This window comes from Alteromonas sp. MmMcT2-5 (assembly GCF_022348315.1).
GTDB lineage: Bacteria > Pseudomonadota > Gammaproteobacteria > Enterobacterales > Alteromonadaceae > Alteromonas > Alteromonas macleodii.
This window is the reverse complement of record NZ_JAKRFB010000025.1, coordinates 1-14695: the sequence shown is the minus strand read 5'-3', so window position 1 is coordinate 14695 and position 14695 is coordinate 1. Positions and strand designations below refer to the sequence as shown.

The following is a 14695-nucleotide window of genomic DNA, read 5'->3' as shown; positions in this document are numbered from 1 at the left end:
TAAAGTGCCTCCAGCATTTTTTTAGATTCACATTTTCACATTAGGCTGATTATAAAAAAGCGCTACGGATACATCTTAAAGCGCGTTACAGTCTTTTTTATTCGAAGCGTAGAGCTTCAATATTTTTTTTCAGTAAAACGTTTGCCCTACGTTTTTTATTCAGGAGAACACCGTTGAGTAATTGGCAAGTTGACAGTTGGAGAAGTAAACCTATTCTTCAGCAACCAGAGTACGACGACAAAGTACGTTTAAAAGAAGTAGAGCAAACATTAAGTTCTTATCCACCGCTTGTATTTGCTGCTGAAGCCCGTGAGCTTAGACGCCAGCTAGGTGAAGTCAGCTTGGGTAAAGGCTTTCTTTTACAAGGCGGCGACTGCGCTGAGTCGTTTGACGAATTTAATGCGCCTAAAATTCGCGATACCTTTAAAGTTATTCTTCAAATGGCCATTGTGCTTACCTTTGCTGGTCGTTGTCCGGTAACTAAGGTTGCCCGTATGGCAGGCCAGTACGCCAAGCCGCGCTCATCAGATTTCGAAACCCGCGATGGCGTGACTTTGCCAAGCTATCGTGGTGATATCATCAATAACTTCGAATTTACCGAAGCGGCCCGTCGACCAGATCCAGACCGTTTGTTGGAAGCCTACCATCGCAGTGCATCAACACTGAATTTACTTCGCGCGTTCGCACAAGGTGGTTTGGCCGACCTTCATGAAGTTAACCGCTGGAATATGGCGTTCGTTGAAAACAATCCGCTTAAAGAACGTTATTCTGATATGGCCAACCGTATTCAAGATACCCTTGAGTTTATGGATGTTATTGGCATTAACGCGCAAACCAGTTCTACGCTGCACGAGACCTCACTGTTCACGTCGCATGAGGCATTGCTGTTGAACTATGAGCAGGCGCTAACACGCATCGATACCCTTACCGGTAAGCCTTACGATTGTTCGGCTCACATGGTGTGGATTGGCGAGCGTACCCGTCAACTTGACCATGCGCACGTTGAGTTTTTCCGTGGCATTCACAACCCAATTGGTGTGAAAGTAGGGCCAAGTATGCAGGAAGACGAGCTTATTCGTTTAATTGATGCACTTAACCCGCTAAACGACCCAGGACGCCTGACCCTGATTACACGCATGGGTGCCGATAACCTGGCAAATAACTTGCCGCGCTTATTACGTAAAGTGAAAGCTGAGGGCAGACACGTTGTATGGAGTTCTGACCCAATGCACGGCAACACGTTCTCGGCATCGAGCGGCTATAAAACCCGTAACTTCGATGCAATTTTGAAAGAAATTAAGCAGTTCTTCCAAGCTCACGAAGCAGAAGGTACTCACGCAGGTGGTATTCACCTTGAAATGACCGGTCAGCACGTAACGGAGTGTACTGGCGGTGCTTATGAAATTAGCGATGAAGACTTAGCGCAAGCCTACAAAACGCAATGCGACCCGCGCTTAAATGCAGACCAAGTACTTGAAATGGCATTCTTGGTGGCTGATCATTTGCGTAATGCGTAATGCGTAATGCGTAATGCGAAATGCTTAAAGTGACCAACATCGCATTGGCAATTTGAAGAAACGGCATCATTGGGATGCCGTTTTTTTTACCTAAATTTTACGCGTATATTTGAGGTTAGGTTGATATGCTCATTGTGTTGAAGTAAACACGATTGACCTATGACGCAATTTAAACACGGTTTCTATACACTCTTTATTATGGCTGTGGCTATTTTAGGGTGTTTAGCACTTAGCAACTGGTTACTGCCGCTTGGCGGTATTTTGCTCATTCTACAGCTTGCGTGTGCCATTGTGGCGTTAACGACCTCAAGGTTTTACGGCTTGCTTGCAGGGGTAGCCGGAGCACTGAGCTTTAATTATTTTTTCACCGAGCCTTTGCACTCATTTCAAATTGCAGAAGTTGAAGACAGCATAAATTTTGTCGTTTTCATCATTGTAGCCATCCTCATTAGCGAGCTTGCTGTCTACGTTAATTCTCAACAACATGCACTACAGGTTGTTAAAACACAATCTAGTGTCCTGCGATCTGTGTCCCACGATTTGCGTACGCCGCTCTCTACCATTATCGGTTCTGTTGAAACCTATATGACATATCAAGACAAGCTTGATGACATTGAGAGACAGGCACTGTTAAAAGGGGTTCACGATGAAGGTAAACGCCTTTATGTTTACGTTGAGAACCTGCTTCAAGCCACACGAATTGAGCATAACGCGTTAGCGCTAAATTTAACCCATGTAAACCTGACTGCCTTTTTAGCTAACCTTGAAAGTCGTATTAACAGTGGACGACTAAAAGTGATCAACAACAGTGACAGTCGCGGTATAACTGTGTCTGAATCACTGTTTGAACAAGCTTTATTTAACGTAATTGATAATGCCCTTAAATTCAGCGATGACAGTGTATTGCTGATGGTTAGCCACTCTGATGGAGAGTTTAAGTTTCAAATAGCCGATAAAGGCGAAGGGATCAGCGATGAACAGCTACAAGCGCCAATACAGCTTTTTCAAACCAGTCGTCGCAGCGATAGTGGAAAAGGCGGCATTGGCTTAGGGCTAAGCGTAGCAGCAGGCATAGTTCACGCCCATAGTGGTGCTATCAAGCTGTCGAATACCACACCAGGCCTTCTCGTCAGTATTACAATTCCAAAAAGGGATTAGCGCAATGAGCCACACCATTCTACTTGTTGAAGATGATGCGAATATTCGTCAGATGCTGAGCATCGCGCTAGGTGCAGAAGGCTACCTTTGTGTTGAAGCTGCTTCGGTTCGAGAAGCTTTGTCATTGTTTAATCAGCACCGTCCTGACCTTGTCATACTCGATTTAGGGTTACCTGATGGTGAGGGCAGTGAAGTACTTAAACGCATAAGAGAATCTAGTCGCCTGCCAGTGCTCGTGTTGTCTGCAAGAGATCAGGAGTTAGACAAGGTCGACCTGTTGTCCCGGGGGGCCAATGATTATGTTAGCAAGCCTTTTGGGATCAGAGAGCTTGTCACCCGGGTGAAAGTACTGCTTAGAGACTTCAATCCTGTGGTTGAGCCCACAACGCCCACGCGACAGATTGGCAAGATAGCATTGGATATTACCGAGCGACGGCTGCTCGTTGAAGGCGAAGTTATCGCGCTCGCCCCAAAAGAAGTTCAGCTTCTTGACGAGCTTACAAAACAGCCTGAGGCGTTTGTTAGTCAACAAGAATTGTTAAGAAGAATATGGGGTCTGCATCACAGTGAAGATACCCACTACATCCGCGTTCTTGTAAGACAGCTAAGAAAGAAGATAGATCCGTTCGAGAAAGATTTAATAGAGACAATGCCTAAACAAGGCTACCGAATAGCGGTTGATAAACCGGAGGCTAATTAATGTCGCATTTTAGCGTAATTGGGCTTGGCAAGTTTGGCTTAACGGCCAGTTTAGAGTTAATTCATATGGGACACACCGTTACAGGAATTGACCAAAGTGAAAAGCTGGTTGAACAGTATGCAGGTGAGTTTACACAGTGCGTTGTGTGTGATGCCAGTGATGAGCGTGCACTCAAGGAATTAAACTTGTGTCAGAGCGAAGCCGTGCTTGTTGCTATTGGCGAGGATATGCAAGCTAGCTTACTGTGTACGTTAGCACTAAAAAACTTGGGCGTAGCCAATATTTGGGTGAAAGCTAATAGCTCTGCTCACCACGCTATTTTATCCAAGCTGGGTGTGTCGAAAATTATTCATCCTGAAGAAGAGATGGGAGCAAGGGTGGCGCAAGCGCTTAACTACCCAATGGTGAATGACTACTTGGGTATAGGGCACGGCGTTTATATCGTTGATGTCATTTTGTCTGATCACTTTTCTTCACAGCGCTTAAAAGACGTGCTGTCCGTCGGTAAGGGGCAAGTCTCTTGTTTGTTAGTTAAGCGAGGTCACCAGCTACATCATAATCCATCGTTAGACTTTGAAGTTACTTCGAAAGATACCGTTATTCTCTGTGGCCATAGAGAGAATCTTGTTAAAATAGCGCCTAGGCTAGCACAATGAACAGATGGGATCCTGGCTACAGACCGATAGAGCGCTCGCCTAAAGGTATCAATAAAATTCAGGTAGGGCCGCCTCTTATTCTCTCTCTAAGCTTTGTGGCGGTGATTTTCTTAGGCACCGTTATCTTAAAATTACCAATGATGACTCATGAGCCCATCTCGTGGATCCAAAGCCTATTTACTTCCACATCGGCGGTTACAGTAACGGGTCTTGTGGTAGTCGATACCGGTTCTGTTTTTACAACAGCTGGACAAGCGGTGATTGCGGTTTTAATCCAGCTGGGGGGCCTAGGGTTGATGACGTTTGCCATCGTCACGCTCATTGCCCTAGGAAGTAAAATCAGTTTCTTGCAGCAATCGGCAGTGAAGGAGGCGTTTAATCAAACAGATTTATCAACGCTTGTGTCTACAGCAAAGTCGGTACTGATTTTTGCTTTCTTCGTTGAGTTAGTGGGTTTTTGTATTCTGTCGGCCTACTGGATGCAGGAAAAAGGAGTAAGTGAAGCGTTATTTCACGCGTTTTTTTACACCATCTCTGCGTTCAACAACGCAGGATTTGCACTTAGTGGGGATAGTCTTTCCGCCTATGTGGGAGACCCGATTATCAACATCACTATTTCTGCATTATTTATTATTGGTGGTCTCGGGTTTTCCGTTTGGATAGAGCTTCATAAAAAGCGCAGATGGCAACGTATCTCTGTGTATGCCAAGACAATGATATTGGGTACGCTAATTGTCAATGTAACCGCCTTTTTGCTTATCTTTGTTATTGAAAGTGATAATCCTGCAACCTTGGCGAACCTCGATACTCAAAGCGCATTATGGGCATCTTGGTTTCAAGCCGTTACTCCAAGAACAGCCGGCTTTAATACGCTGGATATAGCATCGTTAGAAGATCCAACGACAGCATTAATGTTGTTGTTAATGTTTATTGGCGGGGGCTCAATGAGTACCGCAAGCGGTATAAAACTGATGACTTTCATCGTTTTAATCATTGCCGCATACAACTATATTCAGCGGGGAGCTGCACCACGACTCTTTGGCAGAACAATTTCAAATGACACTATCAGCAAAGCGCTAGCGCTTACGATGATTTCCATAGGTATTACGTGGATAGCTATTTTTCTTTTACTAATGTCAGAAAAAGCTGACTTTTTGGATATCGTGTTCGAAGCGGTTTCTGCTCTTGGGACCGTGGGTCTTTCCAGAGGGCTAACTGGCGAGCTGTCAAACAGTGGTGAGTGGATCATTATCTTACTGATGTACGCGGGTAGATTAGGGCCTTTGACATTGGCTTATTTTATTGCCAGCCCTCGAATAAGCCGCATTAAATACCCAGAAGCTAAGCTAGCAATTGGTTAACCTGCAGAAATGGCGGCTCGTTCATCTTCACTTAAAATACCGACGAAGATGGTTTCTCTTCTTAAGTTGGCTGTACGCTCATCGTCAGCCAAAAGAAGCGCCTTAAATACGTCTGGTTGATGGCGAGCTTCAATTATTCCTTTCCAAAGAAGGTAGCTTCCATAGCGCATCATTTTGTTGTGATAACGGTTTTCTAATGTTTTTTCGACTTCTTCGAATAGCTCTGGTTGCAACATCAGTTTGTCGGCAATGGCATTATGTATTTTTTTGATACGTTCGTTTACGTCACTTCGACGTTGCTTTCTGGGTCTTGCTAACATAAATCTTAGTGTGGTTAGAGTTTACTCATTTTGCCATTAGGGGACGCTGAGTCCCCGTGTGATTGCTAGTCGTCATTTAATAGCGGTTCTACAACAGACTCTAAGCCGTTTAGCTTAATTTCATACATTAAAGCGAGCTGTTCACCAAGCTTGTTTTCTGGAAAGCCTTGCTTGTGAAACCAGACCAAATAGGGTTCAGGTAAATGAAATAGGCGTCTTCCAGCGTATTTGCCAAAGGGCATCACTTGGTTAATAGCGGCTTTAATAAGCGTTGGGTCCATTTACTGATTACCTTTTGTCTTGGGATTTTCGTTGAGGTCTTCATCTTCACGTTGTTGTGCTTGCCATAGTGCTGCGTATTCACCACCTTGCTCAAGCAAATAAGTGTGTGTCCCTTCCTCTACAATGGTACCGTTTTTAAGTACAAGGATCTTGTCGGCATCAACAATTGTGGACAGTCTATGGGCGATGACTAAGCTGGTGTGTCCTTTAGCAGCGTCGCGAAGGGCCGCTAATATCGCACGTTCTGACGTGCTGTCTAACGAGCTGGTGGCTTCATCAAAAATCATGATTGGCGCGCCTTTAAGTAAGGCCCTTGCGATAGAAACGCGCTGCTTTTCGCCACCAGAAAGTTTTAGGCCTCGCTCACCTACCGTTGTGTCTAGCTTTTCAGGTAGGCTTTCTACAAATGCTTCAAGATGCGCGAGTTTGATAACTTGCTTAATGTCTTCATCGCTGGCGTCAGGGTTACCGTAGCGAATATTCTCTAGCAAGGTAGTGTTAAACAGCACCGTATCCTGAGGGACAATGCCGATATGTGAACGCAGACTTTGTTGCGTAACCGATGCGATGTCTTTTCCATTTATCGTGATGTCGCCCTGTTGAGGCTCATAAAACCGAAAGAGTAGTTTCATCAGCGTTGATTTTCCTGCGCCGCTTTCACCCACTACCGCTACTTTTGAGCCTGGCGGTACATCAAAGCTTAAGCCGTTAAGTATTTGTCGATTCTCAGTGTATGCAAAATGCACATTGTTAAATCGCAGTGCAGGGTTCGCACAGGTTAATTCTGTAGCGTCGTGGGCATCTTTTATGGCCGGCGTTTGGGCGAGAAGGTCAAACAACTTATCGATATTCGCAAGGCTCCCTCGAATTTCACGGTACACAAACCCCAAGAAATTTAAGGGCATAAAAATTTGCATGGTGAAGGCGTTTATCAATACAAAGTCACCTATGGTCATTTCGCCATTCATGACGCCAAAGGCGGCGTTTGCCATCATAGATGTCATGGCGATAGCGATAATGGCAGCTTGACCGCCATTCAATGCAAATAGCGACAAGCGGTTTTTTCTTCGTGCCTTTTCCCATGCAGCTAAATCCGTGTCGTAGCGATTGGCTTCAAAGGATTCGTTGTTAAAATATTTAACGGTTTCAAAATTTAGCAGGCTGTCTACCGCCCGGGAATTGGTGGTCGAGTCTGCCTCATTCATCTGAGTAACAAAGCGAGTACGCCAATCCGTGGCTTTCATCGAAAAGCCAATGTAAGCCACCACGCTAACTACAATAATTAACGCGAAAGATACGCCAAACTGAAACAAGAGTAAGCCTACAACAAGAGTGATCTCTAACAGGGTAGGAACAATATTAAACACCATAAAACGCATGAGGAAGCTTACGCCGTTGGTACCGCGCTCTATATCTCGTGACAATCCGCCTGTGCGTCGATTTAAATGAAAGCCCAAGTCTAAGTTGTGCAAATGTTTAAAGACTTTTAGGCCAAGGCGGCGCATGGCACGCTCTGTAACCCGACCAAATAGCGTGTCTCGTACTTCGCCGAGCAAAACATTCAGTAAACGCAGTGTTCCGTAGGCAACGATAAGGCTGATAGGTACCGCTAATGCAAGCGTGGTTAGGTCGCCATTTAAGCTATCGACAGTGTATTTCAATACATAGGGTAGGCCGATACTGGCAAGTTTTGCTGCTACTAGGCACAGTAGAGCAAGAAATACACGGTGCTTGAACTCTAGGAGATAAGGCCAAAGCTGTGAGAGAACGTGCCATTTAACAGGTTCGTCGACATTGGTAGGAAAACGGTTTTTTCTCATTTTATAGTGTGCTTTATTATTGTGTTTACAGTGTTAGGAACGCGCTGATTCAAAAAATAGCTTTTCGTAAACGTTGTAATAGATATTGAGCTAACCTGCTCGTGTAGGGCGATTTTCGCTTTTTGAAGTACGTTTTGAAATAGGCTAGAGATTAAAATGGTCTTAATTATAGCGATGAATGTGTTTAATTTTGGTTTCACCGCGCGTACACTAGAGGTAGTTTAATTTAGTTACCTTGTTATTTACTCAATGTTTTACTGGCTTATGTTAGATTGAGAAAGCCGTGAATTGAATGACTAAGCAGCACAGGATTAAGGAGTTAGTTTGTTAGAAGATAGTTTCGGTAGACAGTTTCATTATTTACGTTTGTCAGTGACCGAAGCGTGCAACTTTCGTTGTCAGTACTGTTTGCCAGACGGATATGAAGGCCCGACGAGCGATCAGTTTATGACGCTAAACGAAATTGATACCTTGCTCAAAGCGTTCGCTAAGCTAGGTACGTCGAAAGTGCGCCTAACAGGCGGCGAACCAACGCTGCGAAGAGACTTTCTTGATATTTTACAGCTAACAAGTAATACGCCTGGTATCGAACGTGTAGCGATGACAACACATGGAGCGCGAATGGAAAAGTTTGCGCATCAGTGGAAAGAAGCAGGGTTACACCAAGTAAATGTAAGTATTGACAGTTTAGATCCCCGTCAGTTTGCCGCTATAACAGGACAAGACAAGCTTAAAGCTGTACTTCGAGGGTTAGACGCAGCGATTGATGCCGGCTTAGACGTGAAAGTGAACTCTGTCTTACTCAACGATTTTTCAGATAGCCGTCTTCATAGGTTTCTTGCTTGGCTAAAAGATATGCCAGTAACGCTCCGGTTTATAGAGCTAATGGAGACAGGCAACTTAAATCAGTTTTTCAATAAGCAACATCAAAGTGGTACGCCGCTAAAAAGTACGTTGTTAGACATGGGCTGGCAGCCTTTGTTGCGTAGAAAAGATGCGGGGCCAGCGCAAGAGTTTTACCACCCTGACTATGCCGGTAAAATTGGCTTAATCATGCCTTACAGCAAAGATTTTTGTAAAACTTGTAATCGACTACGTGTTTCTGCCCCAGGAAAGCTTCACCTATGCTTGTTTAGTGAAAATGGGATAGACATGAGACATCTTCTTGCCACTGGAAATGTGGATGAAGTGGTCGCTTTTTTACAAGATGTGCTGGGTCAAAAACACGAAACACACTATTTGCATGAAGGTAAAACAGGGGCAACCAAGCACCTTGCCATGCTGGGAGGCTAGTTAATTGGCTCTACGTTAAAGGAAAATGTAGGGCAAAATAAATACATCGAATAAGTTTGGTTTGTTGTAAAAATGAGCTATATTCAGCGGTGTAAGTATATTAAAAATAATAACGATAAAGGAAGTATATGCATATCAAGGACAGTGCGCGTCTCTCCTACCACTATATAACCGATAAAGACGCCGATTTTTTATGGGTGCTCGACCAAGACGAGCTCGTCATGAAGTATATCAATGGTGGTAAAAAATCCTCTAAAGAAGACATTCGCGATATTTTTGTTCCTCGCTTCCAAGCTTATTCCAACCCTGCTTTGGGGTGGGGGCTCTGGCGCGTGGAAACGCTAGTCGAAAAGGAAAGCATTGGTTGGATTTTAGTTCGTCCCTTTGGCTTTTTCACACAACACCCCGAAAGTGACAATATGGAACTAGGGTGGCGTTTTAAGCGCCATACGTGGGGGCAAGGCTATGCAACAGAAGCCGCACAAGCTGTGAAAGAAGCGCTGTATGATATAGGTGTTGAAAAATTCTCTGCTATTGCTAACCCGCAAAATAGTGCGTCTATCAATATTATGAAAAAGCTAGGAATGACGTTTAGTCACGAGCTCGAGTATAAAGACAAACTCTATCATGAGACAGTAGTCGTCTATTCTAATTAAGTATGCGGATTGGTATAAGAAGGGCGAGGGGAATGACTGACGTTATCATTCGCTCTTTAGAATGCTTTTCACGTTCTCGTAGCGAGAATACTGGTCTTCTGACAAAGCTGCCGACTCGAGTGTTTCTCTACATTTTTTGATGGCCGAAAGGGTGTCGGGAAGCATAGGCGCGTTAGCTTTTCGGGCCCTTACTATTGCTTGAAGGTAGTTAAGCGCAATAGAGGGATTTTTAGGCATGACGCGGAACGCTTGAGCAAATGTTGTGTAAGACTGCTCTAAATTACCCCGTTTATACTGTGCAACGGCGGTGTTGTTAAGTATTTTAGGGCTTAGCGTAATCGCTTCTTTTTCTTCTTTCTCTTGTTTTAAATAGGTGGCCATGAGGTTTAATTCATCGTTCTCCTCATCCTGCCTTGAGGAAATGGCGTCTAAAATCGCAAGGGACTCTTTCTTCATTCCTACTTCATGAAGGGCTTTGGCTCTATCAAGCAAGGCTTCTGTGGAGTGGTGTTGGGCATGATCAGTGTGAAAATCTGACAACAGCATTTGTGCTTTCACTGTGTCGTCTTTCAAATAATGAAGACGCGCGTCAATCACCGTCAGCTCATCGTTTAAGGCTGCTTTCGGGTGAGCCTTTTTCAACTGTCGCAAATACTCATTAGTTTGTTTAACTATGCTGTTTACGTGTTCGGGCTCAGATGTCATAGCAAAATCAACACCCGCTCTTGCGGCAGTTAAATAAATATCTGGCTTGTCATGGATAGAGTCTTTCGCGTAGCGGACCACCTTTTTAGCGCTGTTAAACTGACTTTCGTAATCATGGGTGATCCGCGCTAAATTTATCGCTAACTTATGTCTAGCAATGTTTTGAGGGGAGATATTGCACGCCAGCGATGTACACTCCAGCGCTTCGTCAAAAGCTAACTGCTTAATTTGCAGTTTGGCGAGTAAATCATAGGCCTCAAGCGCAGAGTCAGGTCGCATTGCTAACTGGATAACTTCTCTTTCGGCATCGTCCAATTCATTGAGCGCCAACAGACTCTTCGCGATCCCCATTTTAGCCCAGCTAAAATCTTGAACGTTAATTATCGATTCAAAGAAGGCTACGGCTTCTTGAAACCTTTCTGTGATAATCAACAAATCGCCTTTAATCTTCATCGCTAGCGGAAAGTGTTCGGCTTGCTCAGGCTGCAATAGAAAGAACTCAACCTCGGCCAGGGCTTTTTCGTAGTCCTTTTTATCCATGAATGAATAGATATTCTTTAGTGCTTTTTTCCTTGATAAAACTCTGGAAAGTCGCCTGTCTAACTCGTTAACCGAAAAAGGCTTAGCGATAAACTCATCCGGCTGTAACTCTATGATGGCGTGTACGACTTCTGCTGAGGTATCTGCACTGGTGAAGATGAATGCGCTTGTGAGGGGTAGTGATTGAGTTTCGTTTAGTTGCTCAAGTAAAAAATAACCGCCTTGTTCAGAGCGCAAATTATAAGAGCAGATAATGGCGTCATAATCATGTTCTTGCAGTGCCGAAAGGGCATGAGAGGGCCTATCAACATAGTTCATGTTCTTGAAACCTAACTGCTCAAGTGCGTAGTGCATATGGCTTTTCGCCAGCACCTGGTCTTCAGCAATTAACAACTTAGTATTTCTAGCTAAGTGTAGTTTCATCAATTAGTAGCCTCTGAAACATGAGAACCCTTATTTTTCTTACCATATCACGGTAAGTACACCTTAAGTATAGTTCTTTATGGAGACTATCGCATAATGGAAGCTGCTCGTAGCTGAATTTCAGTACTGGTTATTGATAATGATTGCTGGATTTGGTGTAGGAGTAGCCAAAATGCTTTAACGTGACAACGACTAAACATAGTTAGATTGTTGTGTTTCTAAAGATTGAGATATATTGAGAGGGATGGTGGACGCTACTGGGCTTGAACCAGTGACCCTCGCCTTGTAAGGGCGATGCTCTCCCAACTGAGCTAAGCGTCCGTATTTTTAATTTCACTGTTTAACCACGGTGAGGAAGTGGTGGACGCTACTGGGCTTGAACCAGTGACCCTCGCCTTGTAAGGGCGATGCTCTCCCAACTGAGCTAAGCGTCCGTATTTTAGATTTCACTATTTAACCACAGTGAGGAAGTGGTGGACGCTACTGGGCTTGAACCAGTGACCCTCGCCTTGTAAGGGCGATGCTCTCCCAACTGAGCTAAGCGTCCATATTTTTTATTTCACTGTTTAACCACTGTGAAGAAGTGGTGGACGCTACTGGGCTTGAACCAGTGACCCTCGCCTTGTAAGGGCGATGCTCTCCCAACTGAGCTAAGCGTCCATATTTCTTTAAAGCTTGCCTAAGCAAGTGGGGCGGTATTATAGAGTCGGTTCCGTTAGTGTCAACAATAAAATTAAAGAAAAATGACTGTGTGCCCGAATTTTAGACACTCTGGCTGCATCTTAACTAAATTGATGAAAAGAACAGCGTTTTTAATCGCGTTTTGAATTCATCGATAGACAAAAACTGCAGCGTTGGTTTACACGAGCCAGTTGGAGTTTGGGGGGACAGACACTTATTTACCACAAACATATAATTAAATTGGCCTCGCACAATGGGGCTTCGCACAAGGGACACACACTCATTTTTAAAAGAAGATGTGGCAAACAAGGGCAAAGTGCAAGCGCAAAGTGGACACCCACTTATTTTTTCGTAGCTTAACGCTAGTAAACCTAGCCAAATAAAAGTTGTGCTTACTTTATTCTTGAAATATCAATTGAATTATCAAGTGGACAGTCACTTAAAAACGCGCAACGAAAAAACAAAGGAGAGAAGGAGAAAGGACAGACACTCACGTAAACCTGATAAAGTGCGTGCAGAATCTTTTTATTTAAAGTACCTGGTCTTTTCGGACACCCACTTACTTTTTTGAAGCTATTATCGGTTCTGTCCTTCTCTGATCGTTGGACTTTTTTGAGTGTGTGTCCACTTCAGCAAGAAATGAATTTTGAAAAAGTGGGCTTCAACAATAAGTGTCTGTCCACTTTATAGCTCACTTTCTTCGTACCATTTAAACTACTTCAAGAGATTTCTTTTTCCTTCTATTCTTATCTTACTTTTGAAGTCGCGCGGACACTGGTAGAATGCGCCCAACTTTAGAAATACATTAACAATAGAGAGTGACCATGTCGGTTGTTACACGATTTGCACCCAGCCCAACAGGCTATCTTCACGTTGGCGGCGCACGAACTGCGCTTTATTCTTGGCTTCTTGCTAAAAGCAAAGGCGGCGAGTTTGTTCTTCGTATTGAAGATACAGATATCGAGCGTTCAACTGAAGAAGCAAAGCAGGCCATTCTAGACGGAATGCAATGGTTAGGTTTAACGTGGGATACGGGTCCAATCTATCAGACTGAGCGTTTCGATAGATATAAAGAACTTATTCAGCAGCTTTTGGATGAAGGTAAAGCGTATAAATGCTTTATGAGCTCTGAAGAGTTAGATGCGATTCGTGAAGCGCAAAAAGAACGTGGTGAGAAGCCTCGCTACCCTGGTACGTGGAGAGACAGAACGGATCACCCAGAAGGTCAGCCTTTTGTTATCCGCTTCAAAAACCCTCTAGAAGGCAAAGTGGTAATTAATGATCACGTGCGTGGAAAAATCGAGATTAGCAATACTGAGCTAGACGATCTTATTATTCAGCGCTCTGACGGTACCCCTACATATAACTTCTGTGTAGTTGTTGATGATTGGGATATGGGTATTACTCACGTTGTTCGTGGTGAAGACCATATTAATAACACGCCACGTCAAATCAATATTCTTGAAGCGCTTGGTGCACCTGTTCCAGAATATGCTCACGTTTCTATGATTTTGGGTGATGACGGCAAGAAGTTATCTAAGCGTCATGGCGCTGTAAGCGTGATGCAATATCGCGATGATGGTTTCCTACCGCAAGCTGTGCTTAATTACCTTGTTAGGTTGGGGTGGTCTCACGGCGACCAAGAAATTTTCTCAGTTGATGAAATGATTGAGAAATTCAGCTTAGATGCCATTGGGCAATCTGCATCGGCATTTAACACAGAAAAGCTAATCTGGTTGAATCAACACTACATTAAGACATTACCAGCAAGTGAAATTGCGTCACACGTTAAATGGCACTTTGAAGAGTTGAATGTTGATTTAACGACAGGCCCAGCGCTTGAATCTATAATTGCTATTCAGGCCGATAGAGTAAAAACGCTAAAAGAGTTAGCTGAGATTTCTACGTACTTTTATCAAGACTATGAAGATTTTGATGCGAACGCAGCAAAAAAACACCTTCGCCCAGTCGCTCGCGGCCCATTAGAGCTTGCTAAAGATAAATTAATGGCAATTGAAGAGTGGAACCCAGAAAATATTCAGGCTGCTATAAATAGTACAGCCGAAGAATTGGAAGTGGGCATGGGGAAAGTAGGTATGCCGCTGCGTGTAGCTGTAACAGGTGGTGGTAATTCACCGTCGTTAGATATCACGTTGAATCTTATCTCAAAAGAGAAAATTGGCGAGAGAATCGACAAAGCGCTTACTTTTATAGCAAACAGAGAAAATTCATAAAAAAAGCGTTGACATGACAGGGGGGGATGCCTAGAATGCGCCCCGCTGTCACGGAACAGTCACACAAAATGACTGGTACCATGATGGGGCCATAGCTCAGCTGGGAGAGCGCCTGCATGGCATGCAGGAGGTCGGCGGTTCGATCCCGCCTGGCTCCACCAAGTCACATTGAGATGTGGTTTGATATAGGCTGAAGTTGTTAACGCAGCTTCGGACTGAAAAATTCGAAAATTTAGTTTCGAAGAAAGAATTCAGTCCCCTTCGTCTAGAGGCCTAGGACACCGCCCTTTCACGGCGGTAACAGGGGTTCGAATCCCCTAGGGGACGCCATTTTATCGCGTCACAGTCG

12 protein-coding genes and 6 tRNA genes are annotated in these 14695 nt (G+C 44.1%); 10 read left to right on the top strand and 8 right to left on the bottom strand.

Annotated features, from left to right (window positions below; genetic code table 11):
• The first annotated feature begins 173 nt into the window (after positions 1-173).
• The 5 genes from MHN09_RS11980 (at position 174) to MHN09_RS11960 (ending at position 5392) form a co-directional block, all read left to right on the top strand.
• Positions 174-1517, top strand: a complete 1344-nt coding sequence (locus MHN09_RS11980; RefSeq protein ID WP_187446129.1) for a 3-deoxy-7-phosphoheptulonate synthase class II — start codon at positions 174-176, stop codon at positions 1515-1517.
• Between the two features lie 159 nt (positions 1518-1676).
• The gene (locus MHN09_RS11975; protein ID WP_156078139.1) at positions 1677-2675 is read left to right on the top strand and encodes a DUF4118 domain-containing protein; all 999 of its coding nucleotides are present in this window, start codon (positions 1677-1679) and stop codon (positions 2673-2675) included.
• Positions 2676-2679: 4 nt separating this feature from the next.
• Positions 2680-3375 (top strand): response regulator transcription factor, encoded by a 696-nt coding sequence (locus tag MHN09_RS11970; protein WP_239240864.1) that lies wholly within the window; start codon positions 2680-2682, stop codon positions 3373-3375.
• A complete protein-coding gene (locus MHN09_RS11965; protein WP_014948916.1) occupies positions 3375-4031 on the top strand; it encodes a TrkA family potassium uptake protein in 657 nt (218 codons plus the stop codon). The genes MHN09_RS11970 and MHN09_RS11965 overlap by 1 nt, the downstream gene beginning before the upstream one ends.
• Entirely contained in the window at positions 4028-5392 is a 1365-nt protein-coding gene (locus MHN09_RS11960) for a TrkH family potassium uptake protein (protein WP_039227356.1), read from the top strand. Before MHN09_RS11965 ends, MHN09_RS11960 begins: the two co-directional genes overlap by 4 nt.
• Here MHN09_RS11960 and MHN09_RS11955 read toward each other — a convergent pair.
• From MHN09_RS11955 to MHN09_RS11945, 3 genes are all read right to left on the bottom strand, one after another.
• A complete protein-coding gene (locus MHN09_RS11955) occupies positions 5389-5712 on the bottom strand; it encodes a hypothetical protein (protein WP_101563943.1) in 324 nt (107 codons plus the stop codon). The two genes, MHN09_RS11960 and MHN09_RS11955, sit on opposite strands and share 4 nt — an antisense overlap.
• Before the next feature lie 65 nt (positions 5713-5777).
• The gene (locus MHN09_RS11950; protein WP_014948919.1) at positions 5778-5993 is read right to left on the bottom strand and encodes a DUF3820 family protein; all 216 of its coding nucleotides are present in this window, start codon (positions 5991-5993) and stop codon (positions 5778-5780) included.
• Positions 5994-7814, bottom strand: a complete 1821-nt coding sequence (locus MHN09_RS11945) for an ABC transporter ATP-binding protein/permease (RefSeq protein ID WP_101563945.1) — start codon at positions 7812-7814, stop codon at positions 5994-5996.
• A gap of 324 nt (positions 7815-8138) precedes the next feature.
• Here MHN09_RS11945 and moaA point away from each other — a divergent pair, with 324 nt between their 5' ends.
• On the top strand, positions 8139-9107 hold the full coding sequence (moaA, locus tag MHN09_RS11940) for a GTP 3',8-cyclase MoaA (RefSeq protein ID WP_156078142.1): 969 nt from the start codon (positions 8139-8141) through the stop codon (positions 9105-9107).
• A 128-nt stretch (positions 9108-9235) separates the two neighbouring features.
• Complete coding sequence (locus tag MHN09_RS11935; RefSeq protein ID WP_156078143.1) at positions 9236-9763, top strand: GNAT family N-acetyltransferase; 528 nt, start codon at positions 9236-9238, stop codon at positions 9761-9763.
• Between the two features lie 45 nt (positions 9764-9808).
• Here MHN09_RS11935 and MHN09_RS11930 read toward each other — a convergent pair whose 3' ends face one another.
• The 5 genes from MHN09_RS11930 to MHN09_RS11910 form a co-directional block, all read right to left on the bottom strand.
• On the bottom strand, positions 9809-11431 hold the full coding sequence (locus tag MHN09_RS11930) for a response regulator (RefSeq protein WP_101563950.1): 1623 nt from the start codon (positions 11429-11431) through the stop codon (positions 9809-9811).
• 245 nt (positions 11432-11676) lie between these two features.
• Positions 11677-11752: transfer RNA gene (locus tag MHN09_RS11925), tRNA-Val, on the bottom strand.
• 37 nt (positions 11753-11789) lie between these two features.
• A tRNA-Val gene (locus MHN09_RS11920) sits at positions 11790-11865 on the bottom strand.
• A 37-nt stretch (positions 11866-11902) separates the two neighbouring features.
• Positions 11903-11978 (bottom strand) — tRNA-Val (locus MHN09_RS11915).
• 37 nt (positions 11979-12015) lie between these two features.
• Positions 12016-12091: transfer RNA gene (locus MHN09_RS11910), tRNA-Val, on the bottom strand.
• An 845-nt stretch (positions 12092-12936) separates the two neighbouring features.
• Between MHN09_RS11910 and gltX the strand changes: the two genes are divergently transcribed.
• The 3 genes from gltX (at position 12937) to MHN09_RS11895 (ending at position 14676) form a co-directional block, all read left to right on the top strand.
• Complete coding sequence (gene gltX / locus MHN09_RS11905; RefSeq protein WP_239240861.1) at positions 12937-14346, top strand: glutamate--tRNA ligase; 1410 nt, start codon at positions 12937-12939, stop codon at positions 14344-14346.
• An 85-nt stretch (positions 14347-14431) separates the two neighbouring features.
• A tRNA-Ala gene (locus tag MHN09_RS11900) sits at positions 14432-14507 on the top strand.
• Between the two features lie 93 nt (positions 14508-14600).
• Positions 14601-14676 (top strand) — tRNA-Glu (locus MHN09_RS11895).
• The last annotated feature ends 19 nt before the right edge of the window (positions 14677-14695 follow it).